Genomic DNA, 15,409 nt, shown 5'->3' on the forward strand with positions numbered 1-15,409 from the left:
GTACCCCCGCTACATTGATGGACTGCCCTGCCTTGTTCTCCCAGTAGCGGTCCTGGTTCTGCAGCTCTACCGAGCCGGCCGCTCCTTCAAAACTCAATGCCGGATAGGTCTCTGAGCTGGCCTCCTCGGTCAGTACCATCCGGGTATTGCCGAGGTGGTCTTTCAGGAAGTAATCATAACTAAACCTGGCCGGTACCGCCCCGCTCAAAGGGGTGAAGCGTACCCTGCCCTCTTCATGGGCAATGAACTGCAGCAGGTGGGTATAGTCGGGCTGGTTGGCATCGATTGGTGAAGTGGTGCGTGACTCGAAGACCATCCCCCCCATATAGTTGGTGGTGGTGGTAATGGTTTTACCGCTTCCTGATTGTTTCCAGCGGACATGCATAATGTTGGGTAAAATAAATAATGTAATCTATCAACCAAACAATGAAAGAGTCTCCACTTCAGCAAAATGTTTGTCGGTAGTAAAAAGCCGGAGATTATATTGTAGCGCCATGGCGGCTATCCAGATATCATTTTCAGGTATAGGTTTACCCTTTTTCATCAAAGCAGCTTTGATGCTACCATACATGTCTGCCGTGGCACCATCCGGATATAAAATGATACAGTTACTTAAAAAAATTTGTATTCTTTCAATATGCTTAACAGGATCAGTCGATTTATACGCTCCGTAAAATAATTCACCTATTACTATTAACGGTACATATACTTCTGCAATAGCATCCAACTTTATTGAGACAGCATTATTCTCTCGAAACGCGTGTATAATAACGCTGGTATCAAGCAGACATTTACTTCCAGTCATCGGAATGAATTTGCTCACATCCTTCTTCTATATTTTTTTCCAGTTCATCAGCTTCTTCTTTGGTCCACATTTCGGCAAATGAAGTAAAACTTTTACGACCTACAGCATGCAGTTTACTTTTAGCTATTACGGTTTCTACCTCTGCCAGAACCGCATCATTTTCGATCTTTAATATTTCCTCAATGAGGTATAGTTTTTTTGCTTCTCCAAACATAACCATCTTATTAATTCTCAAATTTACTCTTTTTATCAGTTTTCCTCCTCATAATACAGCTTATAAAACTTCTGGCCGGTTTGTTCGTCGTAGCCGCGCTCAATGAGGTCGCGGCGACCGTGGATGTAGATGTGAAAGTTCTTATCGAGCTTGAGGATGCTCTTAAATACTTTGGCCTGCTTCTTTACTGCTGCAAGATTGATATCGAATGATTCATCTATGGCGTAATTGCGGTTGCTTTCGAAATTGCGTTTATAGTTCATGAAGGTATCTACCACTTCCGGATGGTGGATCACCTCTTCGGCAAATTCATTCAGGTTGAACTGGTCGCGGGTTTTGAAATAGTCCATCGATTTATTCAGCAGATCTATCTGGTCAGATTTTGAGACATCAAATTTTTCAGCATACTCTTTTTCAATGAAGAGCTTGCAGAGGCCCAGCGCCTGGTTGGTATGATGATAACTATCGGCAAAGGGCTTCACCTGCAGAAAATCATTCACCCAGTATTGTGCGTCCTGCTGTTTGTTGGTATTATCGATGATGCAAACCTTGAAGCCATCGGCCTGGTTGGTGCGGAATACAAGGCAACCCTTGTCGAGCTTATTGATATTGATGCCATCTTCGGCAGCCACTTCATATCCCTGGCCATGCTGGAATACTTTGAGATAGGTATCCTTGGTCTCCGATTTAAATATGCCAACAGCACGAACCAGCTCACCTTCAAAAGGAATCTTGTCGAACAATACCACGTAGAGCTCACCTTCCTTAACCCGCGCATGGGTCGATTTATTATAAAGTAGTTGTGCAAGGAAAACGGATTCGCGGTGAAAGTTGCTGCTGTCTTCAAAAATATTGACAACATAATGGTAGACCTCATTCATGGCAATATCACTGATATGCGTAAAATGATAGTGCTCATTTTCATTAAAGGGATTGAGGAAATATCGGGTAAGAAGTGCTCTTACGATATCATCATTTAAAGTGAGGGGATTGGCGGAGATCTTTAACTCTTCTCCCCTGGTTGGATTACCTACTTTATGTACAATTGCTTTCTCGAGAATAACAGCATCAATTCCGGTCATGGGCCAAAGATAGGGCCTTTGCGATCTTTTTCCAGTAAGGGGCGGTTGGCGAGGAGCTCGCGGTAGCGGCCTTTAAAACGGTTCAGTGCATTCCACTCACTCATGGTACCCGTCTCATGATCGGGATTGCCCATGGTAACATATTGGCGACGCGCATCGCCCTGGAAAAATCCCACTTCTCCCCAGAGTATCCGATCATCATCGAGGTGTGGATTCAGAATGGCATACTGCTCCATGCAAACAACATGATCGCGGTCGAGATAATACACTTCGATATATTCAGTGGAGTCAACAAAATAATGAACTTCAAAAATTATAACGCGACCATTATGCAATGTATAATGCCATGTTTCCCTGACGGAGCGATCATTCTTGGTGAACTTATTGATATGGAAAGTTTGCTGTGAAAGCAGGGAGAGGCTATCGGCAAGATGCACCACCTCATCAATTCTCGAACGCCAGTCGAACCGCTGTCCGCTGGCTTTTTGCGTGAGTACCAGGCCCACCAACATCGTCATCCATCCCACAAACTGGCGCTTCATATGAGGGTTAATTTACGAAATTATTTGATAAGGTAGGCCGGGGCGCCATGTGAAAATCTATTTCATCCTTGCCCATACGATGAAGTCGGTCTGGGGGATATTTTCCACCCCCAGTGCCCGAAGCATATTGACCAGTTGACCGCGGTGGTAGCTACCATGACTGAAGATGTGCAATAATACATGTGCGAGGGGTTGTTCGAAGGGAATGCCTTTCCAGTTCACATATTTGAGGGTAGCATTTAACTGTGATTCTTCCTGGTCGGCGATCCATTTGATCAGTTGCTCATTCTGCACCAGCAGTTGGCCAAGGGCTTCGGCGATATCTCCTTCAAAAGCAGGGAAGGGTCCGGTATCGGGCTCCTTCTTCAGGCGGTTCCACCAGGCTCTGTCGGCATCCCATATATGAGTAAGCGTTTTATGGAGTGAAGGAAAACTGCCGGGAATTTCGCGGGTCCAGAGTGCGGAATCCTGTTCTGCTATTTTTTGTCCCAGCAATTGATTGGCCCAATGGTGGTAAGTTGCGTAATCCTGGAGGAGCTGCTTCATTGATTTCGATTAAATTTGGCGAACACTAAATTAAAGAACCCAGCGCAATGGTCAACAAAGATATTCAACTGAAAGGCAAAGGAACGGTAGCGGTACATGGCGGAAATGAACCCGATCCCAATTATGCCCACCTCACCCCGATCTATGCGAGCTCGACTTTTTATTTCGATACGGCAGAACAGGGCATGGAAAGATTTGCTGGTGAGGATAAGACGAGGATCTATAGCCGGTGGGGCAATCCATCTTTTAAAGTTGCGGAGCAAAAGATAGCGGCCCTGGAAGCGCATGGCATCACCGGAGCTGATGGCAAACCATTGCAGCTTAAGGCACTGCTACATGCAAGCGGACAGGCGGCCATGGCAACCATGTTTCTGAGTAATTTGTCGGCGGGCGATAAGGTGTTGACCCATTATTCTTTGTATGGTGGCACCCAGGAGTTGCTCACCAAAGTGCTTGCTGAAAATAATATCGAAACAGTTATCACCGACCTGCGTGACCCTGAACTGGCCGCGGCTGCCATCAAAGCAGATAAAGCGATAAAGCTTGTTCATATAGAAACGCCGGCCAATCCAACACTGCAATGTGTTGACCTTGAAATGATATCTGGCATCGCAAAGCAACATCAACTATTGGTGACCGTTGACAATACATTTGCCACACCTTACCTGCAACAGCCTTTCCGTTATGATGTGGATTATGTTTTTCATTCCACCACTAAATTCCTGAATGGTCATGGCACAGCCATTGGTGGTGTTCTATTGGGAAAGGATCTTGAAAAAATGAATAGCCGGGTCTGGAAATGGTATGTATTGCTGGGCGGCAATTCCAATCCTTTCGATGCCTTCATGCTAACGCAGGGCATGCGCACGCTGGAGCTGCGGATGGAGCGGCACTGCAGCAATGCCATGGCGGTAGCGCAACACCTGGATAATCACGCCGCCATTGAGCAGGTGTTGTATACAGGGTTGCCATCCCACCCCGACCATACTGTCGCCATGAAACAAATGAAGCACCCAGGCGGTATGCTGAGCTTTGAAGTGAAGGGAGGCGTAGAAGCAGGCAAAAGATTTATCAACCGGCTGCAGATCTGTACAAGGGCTGTTTCACTGGGAACAGTTGATACGCTTATCTCCCACCCTGCGTCTATGTCGCACGCGGGCATCCCAAAAGCAGAAAGAGAAAAATATGGCATTACGGATGGACTGATAAGGATGAGTGTGGGCATTGAAAATATCGAGGACATTATCGCGGACCTTGATAATGCACTTCAGTGATAAAAGAACCAAACCAAAACCATTGATATGAAAAAAATCATGACGGCAATTCTTTGCCTTATCGGCACAGGATTGTTTGCGCAGAGCACAACTGATCCCCGCTTAAAAGGACTCGACACTTTGGTGAAGCGAATATTGAAGGACTGGTATGCTCCTGGGGTGAGCATTGCCGTTGTAGAGAAGAATAAGGTAGTATATGCAGGAGGTTTTGGATTTCGTGATCTGGAGAAAAAATTACCGGTAACCGGCAATACGCTCTTTGCCATAGGATCCTGCACCAAAGCCTTCACAGCCTCCCTGCTGGGGATGCTGGAAAAAGAAGGCAAGCTGGATCTCGACAAGCCCGCTACGCTATACCTTCCTGAATTAGGATTTCACAATGAGTACCTGAACAACCATGTTACACTGCGGGATATGATGACGCACCGCACGGGACTGCCAAGGCATGATATGAGTTGGTATGGATCGTCGGCCAGCAGGATGGAATTACTAAAAAGGATAAAATACCAGGAGCCGAGTAAGGAATTAAGGCAGTCATTCCAGTATAATAATTTCATGTTCCTGGCGCAGGGTATGGTAGCAGAAAAGCTTACCGGCATAAGCTGGGAGCAGAATATACGTGAGCGTATTTTGCAGCCACTTGAAATGAGCACTACCAATTTTTCAGTTAAGGATATGGAGAAGTCGGCCGACCGCTCCCCTGCTTTCACCGTAAAAAAGGATTCTATTATTTCGGTTATACCATACCGGAATATAGATGCGATTGGTCCGGCAGGTTCTATCAACAGCTCTGCCAATGATATGGCCAAATGGCTGATCACCTGGATCAATGGAGGCAAGTACAAGGGCAAGGAAATTATTCCAGCCGGCTATGTATCGCAGGCCATTTCACAGCAGATGGCATTGGATGGAGGCGGGCTGCCACCGGCATTACATCCCGATATACATATGGAGGCATATGGACTAGGTTGGTTCCTCAGTTCTTACCGCGGCCATTACCGCGTTGAGCATGGTGGAGGGATAGATGGCTTTATCACCAGTACGGGCTTTTTTCCAACTGATAGCATTGGAATATTTGTGGTATCGAGCAATGGAAATGTAACGGCGCTGGTGCGGAATTATATTGCCGACAGGATGCTGAAGTTACCTAACAGAAACTGGAACCAGTTGCAACTTGATGCCCGTGCAAAAGGCAGGGCCGCTGCTGCTGCAACGAAGAAAACCAATAGTGACAGTCTGCTTCGGAAGCCCAATGCCAAAGCCCTTCATGCAAAGGCGGACTATGCAGGTAAATATGAAAATCCGGGTTATGGAACGGCGACTGTGAAACTTGAAAGAGATACATTATGGCTCGATTATAATTCAGGTGGCAAGCAGACCAGTTATCTTGAACATTATCATTTTGATGTGTATAAGGTTCGTGACATGGAGAACCCTGATGATAATGCTACAAGGATCAAGTTCAATACCAATTATGGTGGTGAAATAGAATCCTTTGATGTTGCATTGGAACAGGGCGTGAAGGAAATTGTATTCAGGAGGGAGGCGCCGGCGATGGAAATTTCGAAGGCGGAGCTGCAGAAATATTTAGGGGAATATCAATTGCCGGGGATCCTTGCAAAGGTTTACCTGCGGGGAGAAAATACGCTGATGCTTTTAGTGCCGGGGCAACCAGATTACGAGCTTATCCCGGTTAAAAAAGATCTGTTCAAGATCAAGGCGCTGGAAGGATTTAATATCCAGTTTGATCTGAATGATAAGGGTGAAGTAACCAGTATGAATGCCATCCAGCCGAATGGCGTTTTCAAGGCACCAAAGAAATAAATACCAATGATAAAGATCCGCAATGCCACAGCCGCAGATTGTGCGCGTTTACTTGAGCTGATAAAAGAACTGGCAACCTATGAAAAAGCGCCGCAGGAAGTGACGGTTAGCCTTGAGCATTTTACGGAGAGTGGATTTGGAGAAAACCCGGTGTGGTGGGCCTTTGTGGCAGAAGAAGATAACATAGTGCAGGGCTTTGCGCTTTACTATATCCGTTACAGCACATGGAAGGGGCAGCGTATGTACCTGGAAGATATACTCGTAACCGAGGCCATGCGTGGACGCGGACTGGGAAAGCTACTGTTCGACAAGCTCATTGAAGAAGCAAAGCTTAAAGGCTTCAATGGAATTGTGTGGCAGGTGCTGGAATGGAATGAGCCCGCTATCAATTTTTACAAAAAATACGGGGCTCATTTTGATGCCGAGTGGATCAATTGCTCGATGGAAATAAATTGATCAGACTAACTAACACCATCAACCGATACATTCTTATCGATTTTCAGGATCAGTCCCTGTAAAACTTTACCAGGTCCAGATTCCGTGAAGGTGGAAGCACCATCGGCAATCATCGATTGAACAGATTGCGTCCACCGAACGGCACCTGTAAGTTGTTCGATAAGGTTATGTTTGATCTCATCTTTATCGAGAACGGCGCGGGCAACCGCATTCTGGTAAACGGCACAGGAAGGCTGCTGGAATTTGGTGGCTTCAATAGCCGCTTTGAGTTCTTCTTTTGCGGGGGCCATGAGGGGGGAATGGAAAGCGCCGCCAACAGGCAGCACCAGGGCTCTTTTGGCACCTGCAGCTTTCATTCGTTCACATGCGATATCAATACCTTTAACCGATCCGCTGATGACCAGCTGGCCGGGACAATTATAATTGGCGGGTACAACAATTTCACCCGTTTCTTCCTGCACCTGGCGACAAACCTCTTCCACTTTTTCATCGGCGAGGGCAAGAACTGCTGCCATGGTAGAAGGTTGTATATCGCAGGCTTTCTGCATGGCTATGGCGCGAAGGGAAACCAGTTTGAGGGCGTCTTCAAAAGTTAGGGTGCCATTGGCAACGAGTGCGGAGAATTCACCCAGTGAATGGCCTGCAACCATATCGGGTTTTGCATGGCCTATACCCCGGTAAGCAATAACCGAATGAAGGAAAACAGCGGGCTGCGTTACATTGGTCTGGCGTAGTTCATCTTCGGTACCGTTAAACATTATATCAGAGATCCGAAAAGAAAGAAGTTCGTTAGCCTGTTCAAATATTTTCTTTGCAAATGCACTGTTCTCATAATGCTCTTTTCCCATCCCCGGGAACTGGGAACCCTGACCGGGAAAAACAAAAGCATGCTTCATAATTGTCCTTGTTAGTCGGCAAAAATAAAAAAGTTTGGCAGCACAACAACGGAACTGCCAAACCATTTCGGATTTAGTTATTAAGAAGTACTAACTCAGCCTTGAGGAGATCAGTTTGGTGAACTCACTTCTTGTTTCATTCTTCTCAAATTCACCCCAGAATGCGGAGGTGGTGGTAACGGAGTTCTGCTTCTGCACGCCCCTCATCATCATGCACAGGTGCTTCGCTTCAATTACCACGGCAACGCCTATGGGATTGAGAGATTCTTTGATAGCGGTAAGAATTTGCTGGGTGAGTCTTTCCTGCACCTGTAAGCGCCGGCTGTAAACATCCACCACGCGGGCGATCTTGCTGAGGCCGGTGATATAGCCGTTAGGGATATACGCAATATGGGCCTTGCCAAAGAAGGGAAGCATATGGTGTTCGCACATGCTGAAAAGTTCTATATCCTTCACGATGATCATCTCACTAACATCTTCATGAAATTTTGCCGATTCAAGAATTGCTTTCGCATCCATTCCATATCCCTGGGTGAGATACTGCATGGCCTTGGCAACGCGTTCCGGCGTTTTTTGTAATCCCTCCCTGTCAGGATTTTCTCCTAAGAGTTCGAGTGATTCGCGGTAATTCTCGATCAGTCCCGACGTGATCTTGTCCTCGTATTGTTCAACCTTATGATATGCCATCTTCCTTGTTTTATAATTAAATATGATCAGCCAATATTTTAAGAAGCAGGATACTCAACAAAATTCCTTTCTGTTTCATAGAGCCTTATCATCAGGTCGTGCTGTGCATCAATATGCGGTCGCAGCAGATCATAGATAACAATCGCGATGTTTTCAGCAGTAGGATTCAGCTTACTGAATTCAACCGTATCGAGATTGAGGTTCTTATGATCGAAGCGTTCTATGATAACAGAATGAATGAGGTCTGAGAGATGTTTCATATCCATCACATAACCGGTATCTGCATCCGGAATACCCGTCACTTTAACCTCGAGGTTATAGTTATGTCCATGGTAATTGGGGTAACTGCATTTACCGAACATCTCCAGGTTCCTGGCTTCGTCCCAACCCGCATGGTAGAGTCTGTGTGCTGCATTAAAATGTTCCTTCCGGAAAACGGCTACTTTATTTCCCATATATTATTATTACCGCTCTCCGCAACTGAAACGGAAGTCTGCCGTCCAAGTTGTTTAGCGTTTTATAGTACAAAGTTTAACAGGACTGTCGCCGGTTTGTTCGCTAATCCAAAAAAAATGGCAACAGATAAAGCGAAATTACAATATCTGCCTGATTTGGTGGGATTTACGACATTTGCCCCAAACTGATCATTTATGCATTGTTTGCTGGTAGCGTCTACTCCCATGGAAATCAATCCCTTTACCGACCATCTCAGTACAACGGATAAGCTGAACCATATCGATTTTGATGTGGATATTCTGATCACCGGGGTGGGCAGCAATGCGGCAACTTATGGCATCACGCGCTACCTGCAGCATAAGCGACCCGACCTGGTGATACAGGCAGGTGTGGCCGGCGCATTTGATGATTCCATAAAACTGGGATCTGTTTTTGCGATCAGGCAGGATGCGTTGGCCGACCAGGGTGTGCAGGAGAAAAATGGTTTCCTGGATGTTTTCGATATGAAACTGGCGCTGGCAAATGAGATACCTTATAAGAAAGGCGTGCTGCCAAATCCCTATACTGAATTGATCAAGAGGACTCGACTGAAAAAAGCAAACGGGATCACGGTGAACGAGGTAACGACAAGCAAAAAAAGGGCGGCGCATTATGTATCGCGGTATAAGGCGGATCTTGAATCAATGGAGGGCGCTTCGCTGCATTATGTTTGTATCATGGAGCATATCAGTTTTTTGCAGGTGAGGGCTGTATCCAATTATGTAGGAGAAAGAAATAAAAAGAAATGGAATATTCCGCTTGCGATAAATAATCTCAATAAAGAGCTGATCAGGCTACTGGAATCATTGTAGGATCTTATTTATTTTTTATGGAACTCAGTTTAGGATTTTCTCCCTGTCCCAATGACACCTTCATCTTTGATGCGCTAGTGAATGGAAAGCTGGATGCAAATCCTTTTTCGTTCAGGTTGTATATGGAAGATGTGCAGACGCTGAATGAATGGGCCCTGGAGGGGAAACTGGACTGCACTAAAATCAGTTATGGTGTACTGCCGCTGGTGATGGATCAATACCGGTTGCTGCAATCAGGTGGGGCGCTTGGAACAGGTGTGGGACCGCTGTTGATATCGCGCAAGCCTATTCCGCTGGATGAGATCAATGGCTTGAAGATTGCGATTCCGGGGCGGCATACCACGGCGAATCTACTCTTTTCACTTGCGTTTCCGGCGGCGATGAATAAGGAGTTCATGGTGTTTCATGAAATTGAACAGGCGGTGTTAGATGGAAGGGTTGATGCGGGTGTTATCATTCATGAGAACAGGTTTACCTACCAGCAGAAGGGGTTACATAAAATAATGGATCTGGGTGAAAATTGGGAGGCAAAGCTGCATTGTCCCATTCCGCTGGGTGGGATTGTCATTAAAAAAAGCATTGATGAAGAGGTTGCGTTGCAAATGGAGAGATTGATCACAACAAGTATTGAATATAACTGGAAGCAGTATCCGCAGCTATCTGATTTTATCAGGGATCATTCACAGGAAATGAGTGAGGAGGTGATGCGGCAGCATATAAATCTTTACGTGAATAATTATTCGCTGGGGTTAGGTGATGCGGGCAATAAGGCGGTTGCTCAGTTACTTGAGGTTTATGAGTCCGATATTTCAGCTCCCGGCTTAAGCGCGGCAGAATAAACCTGCAGGCAACGTTTTCTGGCAACATCGTGATCCACTATCGGCGAGGGGTATTCGAGACTATCAAATTCAGGGATCCACTTCCTGATATAGACGCCCTTGGGGTCAAATTTTTCTGTCTGCAGATATGGATTGAAAATCCTGAAATATGGCGCTGCATCGCAACCGCTTCCTGCCGCCCACTGCCATCCCCCATTATTGGCCGCGAAATCATAATCGAGTAGTTTTTTGGCAAAATAGGCTTCGCCCCAACGCCAGTCGATCAGCAGGTGCTTGGTTAAAAAAGAGGCAACGATCATTCTCACGCGGTTGTGCATGAAACCTGTTGCATTGAGTTCGCGCATTCCTGCATCCACGATAGGATATCCCGTTGTACCATTACACCAGTGTGCAAATTCTTTTTCATTATTACGCCATTGGATGAGATCATACTCCGCCCTGAAAGCCCTGCCCCTGCTCACATGTGGGAAATGATGGAGGATCATGTGGTAGAAATCGCGCCAGATGAGTTCATTGAAAAATGTTTCATTGAGGGGTTGAACTTTCCGCGCAAGTTCGCGGATACTGATGGTGCCAAAACGAAGATGAACTCCCAACCTCGATGTGCTCCTGATGCCGGGGAAGTTTCGCTGCTCCGTATATTTTCTCACCAGGGTTTCATTTACTTCCGTTGGAGGGAAATCAATGTTTACGGGTTGAAATCCCATTGATTCAAGCGTTGGCAGGGGTATTTGTTTCTGCTTGTAAAAGGCGTCTTCATATTCATGTGTTGGATACGAGCGCAGGTAGAATTCTTTAAGGGTTGCTTTCCATCGTTTGCTGTAGGGAGTGAAAACAGTATATGGACGACCATCATCTTTGATCACTTCATTTTTTTCAAAGATCACCTGGTCTTTGTAGTGATGAAAGCTGGCTCCTGCTTCCTTTAAAAGGGCTTCAATTTCTGCATCACGGTCGAGGGCATATTGTTCATAGTCGTGGTTGGTGAAAACGGACTGGATGGAATATTGTTGAAGCAGGTCTTTAAACACCTGTGTGGGAGATCCGTAACGGACATCCATAGTGGAACCCATTGCCAGGAGTTGCTCCTGCATATCACTGAGTGCACGGTGGATAAAGCTTACGCGGGCATCGGCCTTCTCTTCGAGGTCGTCGAGGATGTTGCGATCAAAAATAAAGATGGGGAGAACGGGAAGTCCCGATTTAAGGGAATGGTATAAGGCTGCATTATCGGAGAGCCGGAGGTCGCGGCGAAACCACATTATTGCGAGGGGCTCTTTATGCATAGCTGTTTTGTTGTTTACAACAAAGCATGGTGCAGTTGGTTCATTCTGTTATCCCGAAAAGTGGTTTGATGAAGAGGTGGTATAATTCGAGGGAGAGGTTAGCAGTATAATTTTTGTTACCGATCGATTTTACCCACCGGATGCCATAGGTTGAGTTGGTCAGGAAAACTTCATCGGCATTTTCGAGATCGGCGGGTAGGATGGCAATTTCCTGTACATCCCTGTTATTGGCTTTTAATTTTTCCAGAAGATAACGGCGCATTATGCCCGCCACGCAACCTTCTTCGAGTGCTGGGGTTGTGATCTTATTTCCCGACACCAGAAAAACGTTTGCGATGGTGCTATCGGAAATCCTTCCTGCATTATTTAGGATGAGCGCATCATTCCATTTTTGATTTTTCGCTTCCAGGGCACCCATAATATAAGGAAGGTAATTATTGGTTTTGCTGTTGGCGAGGATATCCATCGATTTTCTTGCCTTATCGTGGATACCAATTACCAGTCCATTTTCATTCCAGTGATGATTGGCTTCGGGGAGGCTCCAGCTTTGGATGATGTGGTGGGGATAATGATTTTCGGGGTCATAGAGTCCGCCGTTGCCGCGGAAGACCATAAGCCTTATCCGAGCGAGTTTTCCATGGCCGTTGCGATGTACCAATTGCAGGATGCGATCCAGGAAATAAGATGGGTTGATATGTGAGGGCAGCTCAAACTCCAGCAGGTGAAGGGCATCAAACAATCGTTGCATGTGATAATCGCCGAGCTGGATGGTATCGCGGTTCACCTTCATTGTTTCGAAGAGTCCGTCACCATAACGCAGGGCCCGACTGGATGCCCCTACCACCATTTTATCATCGCGATAAAACTGACCATCCTGGAAAAGCAACTGCGACATTGTTTATACCTTTTAACAGGTATAAACTTACATTGTTTTTGATTGCTTTTGTTTATGCAGCATAAAGGCTACAACTGAAAACGTTGCAAACAGCAGCAGGAGCAGCAGCAGGGGGATGATGGGATATAACTGCGCGGTGAGGTTATAGCTTGTGTCCTGATATTCTGGTACAGAAAAGCCGCTATTCTGCGCTTTGAGCGATTTGATCACCATTAGCGGCAGGTATTTGAACAGATTCATAGTAAAAGGTTGAGACCCAAAAGTACAGCGGCGCTGCACACCCGCATACCCGGAAAAGGAACGTGGCACCCCCGTATTTTCCCCCTCCCGGGATTACCCGTCTGACGCCTGTCATGACATAAGTCAGACAGGGTTCATGCAAGTTGCCTGAACCTGAGGCATACCCATCTGACGCCTGTCCTGACAGGCGTCAGATGGGTAATGGAATGGGTAATGGAATTATTTGAACTTCTTCTTCAGTTCCATCAGCTTGGACTGGAATTCATTGGCCGGGGCGGCTTTCGGCGCCTTGGGAGCAGCCGGCTTTGGTGCAGCGGGGGCGGCCGCGGTGCGGGAATGCTCTTTCATGGAGAGGCCGATCCGCTTGCGGGCAACATCCACCTCGGTGACGGTAACGGTTACTTTTTGCTGGAGCTTCACCACTGTGGAGGGATCACTCACATAGGTATTGCTTAGTTGGGAAACATGCACCAATCCATCCTGCTTTACGCCAATATCCACAAACACGCCGAACTTGGTAATATTGGTTACAACGCCGGGAACCACCATTCCCTGCTTCACATCTTCAATTGTTTTAATGGTGTCATCAAAACGAAATTCCTCGATGGGGGCACGGGGATCACGGCCCGGCTTCTCGAGTTCGCGAAGAATATCTTCTATCGTGAATTCGCCGATCGATTCTGATATATATTTTTTCCGGTTGATCTGCTTTCTTAGTTCAGCCTGTTTAATAAGATCGGTAACCGAGCATCCGAGATCTTTTGCCATTGCTTCCACCACATGATAACTCTCGGGGTGAACAGCACTATTGTCGAGCGGATTGGAGGCATCGCGGATGCGCAGGAAGCCCGCGCACTGCTCATAGGTTTTGGGGCCCATCAGGCTCACCTTTTTCACTTCATCCCTTGAATTGAAAGCACCATTTTTTGTTCTGTACTCAACAATATTTTTTGCAAGTGTTGCACTCAATCCAGATACATAAGTGAGCAGGTGTTTGCTGGCAGTATTGAGGTCTACACCAACATGGTTCACACAACTTTCTACAACGCGGTCGAGACTCTCTTTTAAACGGGTCTGGTTAACATCATGCTGGTATTGTCCCACGCCTATTGATTTCGCATCAATCTTAACCAGTTCACTCAGGGGATCAAGAAGTCTCCTGCCTATGCTGACGGCACCGCGCACGGTAACATCCTGGTCGGGAAATTCTTCGCGCGCAACATCCGAGGCCGAATAAATAGATGCACCGCTTTCATTCACCTGGAACACACTCACCGGCTTTCCAAAATCTATACTTCTTACCAATGTTTCTGTTTCACGTCCGGCGGTTCCATTTCCAATTCCAATAGCTTCTATATCATATCGATCTACGAGTTGACGGATCGTGGCGATGCTGCCCTGCCAGTCGTTCTGCGGCGGGTGCGGGTATATGGCAGTGTTATACACAAGTGCACCCTGTGCATCAAGGCAAACCAGTTTACATCCGGTACGGAAACCGGGATCAAGTGCCATCACCCTTTTTGATCCAAGCGGTGATGCCAGCAGTAGCTGGCGCAGGTTTTCCGCAAATACATGGATGGCCTCTTCATCAGCAGAGGTCTTGCTGTTCATGCGGAACTCATTTTCGATAGAAGGTTTTAGCAGCCGGTCGAAACTATCGGTAATGGCAGTTTTCACTTCAGAAGCAGCAGCAGTATTATTCTTTACGAATATCCTTTCCAGTGAGTCGACACCGGTTGCCTTATCGATATTGATATCCATGATAAGGAATCCTTCCTTTTCACCGCGGCGGATGGCGAGTATGCGATGAGATGGACATTTAGCCAGGGCTTCATTGAACTCAAAATAATCGCGGTATTTCTGTGCTTCTGTTTCTTCTTTTTTTGAGCTCAGCACTTTTGATGTGAGGATGGCTCCATCCTGGAATTGTTTCCGGATAATATTACGCGCCTGTTCATTTTCTGCAACCCATTCGGCAATGATATCGCGAGCACCCTGCAGGGCATCTTTAATTTCTTTGACATCCTCACTCAGAAATGCGCCTGCTTCATTTTGCAAGTCGATTGTGCCCTGTTCAAATATCATTTTGGCGAGGGGCTCCAATCCCTTTTCAATGGCCTGTGTTGCACGGGTCTTGCGTTTGGGTTTGTAGGGAAGGTAAATATCTTCCAGGGCGGTAGCATCAAGGCATTCCTCGATACGATTTTTCAATTCAGGGGTCAGTTTGCCGAGGCCCTCGATGGTCTTGAGAACAGTATCTTTTCTTTTGTGGAGTTCAGTATAATATTTTACTTCTTCAACGATATCGTTGATGGCCACTTCATCGAGGTTGCCCGTTGCTTCTTTTCTGTATCGCGCCATAAAAGGCACAGTTGCCCCTTCGGCCTGCAGGTCATACACATTGTTGACCTGCTTGAGTGAAAGAGAAAGTTTTTTTGCGATAACCGCTATATATTTCGATTCCATTTTTGTAACTGTTTCAATTTTTTCGGACGGCAAATATAAGGGGAAGTTCC

18 protein-coding genes are annotated in these 15,409 nt (G+C 46.4%); 5 read left to right on the plus strand and 13 right to left on the minus strand.

Annotated features, from left to right (window positions below):
* The 6 genes from V6M43_RS14055 to V6M43_RS14080 all read right to left on the minus strand — a co-directional run.
* On the minus strand, window positions 1–385 hold a 385-nt coding region (locus V6M43_RS14055; protein ID WP_332736299.1), incomplete at its 3' end, for a hypothetical protein.
* Window positions 386–415: 30 nt separating this feature from the next.
* Entirely contained in the window at window positions 416–805 is a 390-nt protein-coding gene (locus tag V6M43_RS14060) for a type II toxin-antitoxin system VapC family toxin (RefSeq protein ID WP_332736301.1), read from the minus strand.
* On the minus strand, window positions 792–1,040 hold the full coding sequence (locus tag V6M43_RS14065) for a hypothetical protein (RefSeq protein ID WP_332736303.1): 249 nt from the start codon (window positions 1,038–1,040) through the stop codon (window positions 792–794). Before V6M43_RS14065 ends, V6M43_RS14060 begins: the two co-directional genes overlap by 14 nt.
* A gap of 14 nt (window positions 1,041–1,054) precedes the next feature.
* Entirely contained in the window at window positions 1,055–2,101 is a 1,047-nt protein-coding gene (locus V6M43_RS14070; RefSeq protein ID WP_332736305.1) for a nucleoid-associated protein, read from the minus strand.
* Window positions 2,098–2,643 carry a hypothetical protein gene (locus V6M43_RS14075; RefSeq protein WP_332736307.1) on the minus strand — a complete coding sequence of 182 codons (546 nt, stop codon included), beginning with the start codon at window positions 2,641–2,643 and terminating at the stop codon, window positions 2,098–2,100. Before V6M43_RS14075 ends, V6M43_RS14070 begins: the two co-directional genes overlap by 4 nt.
* Window positions 2,644–2,700: 57 nt before the next feature.
* Window positions 2,701–3,189 (minus strand): DinB family protein, encoded by a 489-nt coding sequence (locus tag V6M43_RS14080; protein WP_332736309.1) that lies wholly within the window; start codon window positions 3,187–3,189, stop codon window positions 2,701–2,703.
* A gap of 47 nt (window positions 3,190–3,236) precedes the next feature.
* Here V6M43_RS14080 and V6M43_RS14085 point away from each other — a divergent pair, with 47 nt between their 5' ends.
* Genes V6M43_RS14085 through V6M43_RS14095 form a run of 3 tightly spaced genes read left to right on the plus strand, consistent with a single transcriptional unit; the run spans window position 3,237 to window position 6,743 of the window.
* Complete coding sequence (locus tag V6M43_RS14085; RefSeq protein WP_332736311.1) at window positions 3,237–4,463, plus strand: trans-sulfuration enzyme family protein; 1,227 nt, start codon at window positions 3,237–3,239, stop codon at window positions 4,461–4,463.
* 27 nt (window positions 4,464–4,490) lie between these two features.
* Window positions 4,491–6,287, plus strand: coding sequence for a serine hydrolase (locus V6M43_RS14090; RefSeq protein WP_332736312.1), 1,797 nt, complete (start codon window positions 4,491–4,493; stop codon window positions 6,285–6,287).
* A 6-nt stretch (window positions 6,288–6,293) separates the two neighbouring features.
* Window positions 6,294–6,743, plus strand: coding sequence for a GNAT family N-acetyltransferase (locus V6M43_RS14095; protein WP_332736314.1), 450 nt, complete (start codon window positions 6,294–6,296; stop codon window positions 6,741–6,743).
* A gap of 5 nt (window positions 6,744–6,748) precedes the next feature.
* On the opposite strand, the gene fabD is transcribed toward V6M43_RS14095, so the two are convergent.
* The 3 genes from fabD to V6M43_RS14110 form a co-directional block, all read right to left on the minus strand.
* The gene (gene fabD, locus V6M43_RS14100) at window positions 6,749–7,639 is read right to left on the minus strand and encodes an ACP S-malonyltransferase (RefSeq protein ID WP_332736316.1); all 891 of its coding nucleotides are present in this window, start codon (window positions 7,637–7,639) and stop codon (window positions 6,749–6,751) included.
* Window positions 7,640–7,729: 90 nt separating this feature from the next.
* A complete protein-coding gene (gene folE / locus V6M43_RS14105; RefSeq protein WP_332736318.1) occupies window positions 7,730–8,326 on the minus strand; it encodes a GTP cyclohydrolase I FolE in 597 nt (198 codons plus the stop codon).
* A gap of 38 nt (window positions 8,327–8,364) precedes the next feature.
* On the minus strand, window positions 8,365–8,781 hold the full coding sequence (locus tag V6M43_RS14110) for a 6-pyruvoyl trahydropterin synthase family protein (protein ID WP_332736320.1): 417 nt from the start codon (window positions 8,779–8,781) through the stop codon (window positions 8,365–8,367).
* A gap of 195 nt (window positions 8,782–8,976) precedes the next feature.
* Between V6M43_RS14110 and mqnB the strand changes: the two genes are divergently transcribed.
* Both mqnB and V6M43_RS14120 read left to right on the plus strand, forming a co-directional pair.
* A complete protein-coding gene (gene mqnB / locus V6M43_RS14115) occupies window positions 8,977–9,633 on the plus strand; it encodes a futalosine hydrolase (protein ID WP_332736322.1) in 657 nt (218 codons plus the stop codon).
* A gap of 17 nt (window positions 9,634–9,650) precedes the next feature.
* Window positions 9,651–10,472 carry a 1,4-dihydroxy-6-naphthoate synthase gene (locus V6M43_RS14120; RefSeq protein ID WP_332736324.1) on the plus strand — a complete coding sequence of 274 codons (822 nt, stop codon included), beginning with the start codon at window positions 9,651–9,653 and terminating at the stop codon, window positions 10,470–10,472.
* On the opposite strand, the gene V6M43_RS14125 is transcribed toward V6M43_RS14120, so the two are convergent.
* From V6M43_RS14125 to V6M43_RS14140, 4 genes are all read right to left on the minus strand, one after another.
* Complete coding sequence (locus V6M43_RS14125; RefSeq protein ID WP_332736326.1) at window positions 10,427–11,758, minus strand: cryptochrome/photolyase family protein; 1,332 nt, start codon at window positions 11,756–11,758, stop codon at window positions 10,427–10,429. The two genes, V6M43_RS14120 and V6M43_RS14125, sit on opposite strands and share 46 nt — an antisense overlap.
* A 40-nt stretch (window positions 11,759–11,798) precedes the next feature.
* Window positions 11,799–12,653, minus strand: coding sequence for an aminotransferase class IV (locus V6M43_RS14130; protein ID WP_332736328.1), 855 nt, complete (start codon window positions 12,651–12,653; stop codon window positions 11,799–11,801).
* A gap of 27 nt (window positions 12,654–12,680) precedes the next feature.
* The gene (locus V6M43_RS14135) at window positions 12,681–12,893 is read right to left on the minus strand and encodes a hypothetical protein (protein WP_332736330.1); all 213 of its coding nucleotides are present in this window, start codon (window positions 12,891–12,893) and stop codon (window positions 12,681–12,683) included.
* Window positions 12,894–13,112: 219 nt separating this feature from the next.
* The gene (locus V6M43_RS14140; RefSeq protein ID WP_332736332.1) at window positions 13,113–15,359 is read right to left on the minus strand and encodes a Tex family protein; all 2,247 of its coding nucleotides are present in this window, start codon (window positions 15,357–15,359) and stop codon (window positions 13,113–13,115) included.
* Window positions 15,360–15,409 lie beyond the last annotated feature (50 nt).

Source organism: Flavihumibacter sp. (assembly GCF_036676075.1).
GTDB lineage: Bacteria > Bacteroidota > Bacteroidia > Chitinophagales > Chitinophagaceae > Flavihumibacter.

Excerpts from the sequence above, each read along its gene's own strand:
- V6M43_RS14060 (WP_332736301.1), bottom strand. The coding sequence starts at position 805 with ATGACTGGAAGTAAATGTCTGCTTGATACCAGCGTTATTATACACGCG.
- V6M43_RS14070 (WP_332736305.1), bottom strand. The coding sequence starts at position 2,101 with ATGACCGGAATTGATGCTGTTATTCTCGAGAAAGCAATTGTACATAAA.
- V6M43_RS14075 (WP_332736307.1), bottom strand. The coding sequence starts at position 2,643 with ATGAAGCGCCAGTTTGTGGGATGGATGACGATGTTGGTGGGCCTGGTA.
- V6M43_RS14080 (WP_332736309.1), bottom strand. The coding sequence starts at position 3,189 with ATGAAGCAGCTCCTCCAGGATTACGCAACTTACCACCATTGGGCCAAT.
- V6M43_RS14085 (WP_332736311.1), top strand. The coding sequence starts at position 3,237 with ATGGTCAACAAAGATATTCAACTGAAAGGCAAAGGAACGGTAGCGGTA.
- V6M43_RS14090 (WP_332736312.1), top strand. The coding sequence starts at position 4,491 with ATGAAAAAAATCATGACGGCAATTCTTTGCCTTATCGGCACAGGATTG.
- V6M43_RS14095 (WP_332736314.1), top strand. The coding sequence starts at position 6,294 with ATGATAAAGATCCGCAATGCCACAGCCGCAGATTGTGCGCGTTTACTT.
- fabD (WP_332736316.1), bottom strand. The coding sequence starts at position 7,639 with ATGAAGCATGCTTTTGTTTTTCCCGGTCAGGGTTCCCAGTTCCCGGGG.
- folE (WP_332736318.1), bottom strand. The coding sequence starts at position 8,326 with ATGGCATATCATAAGGTTGAACAATACGAGGACAAGATCACGTCGGGA.
- V6M43_RS14110 (WP_332736320.1), bottom strand. The coding sequence starts at position 8,781 with ATGGGAAATAAAGTAGCCGTTTTCCGGAAGGAACATTTTAATGCAGCA.
- mqnB (WP_332736322.1), top strand. The coding sequence starts at position 8,977 with ATGCATTGTTTGCTGGTAGCGTCTACTCCCATGGAAATCAATCCCTTT.
- V6M43_RS14120 (WP_332736324.1), top strand. The coding sequence starts at position 9,651 with ATGGAACTCAGTTTAGGATTTTCTCCCTGTCCCAATGACACCTTCATC.
- V6M43_RS14125 (WP_332736326.1), bottom strand. The coding sequence starts at position 11,758 with ATGCATAAAGAGCCCCTCGCAATAATGTGGTTTCGCCGCGACCTCCGG.
- V6M43_RS14130 (WP_332736328.1), bottom strand. The coding sequence starts at position 12,653 with ATGTCGCAGTTGCTTTTCCAGGATGGTCAGTTTTATCGCGATGATAAA.
- V6M43_RS14135 (WP_332736330.1), bottom strand. The coding sequence starts at position 12,893 with ATGAATCTGTTCAAATACCTGCCGCTAATGGTGATCAAATCGCTCAAA.
- V6M43_RS14140 (WP_332736332.1), bottom strand. The coding sequence starts at position 15,359 with ATGGAATCGAAATATATAGCGGTTATCGCAAAAAAACTTTCTCTTTCA.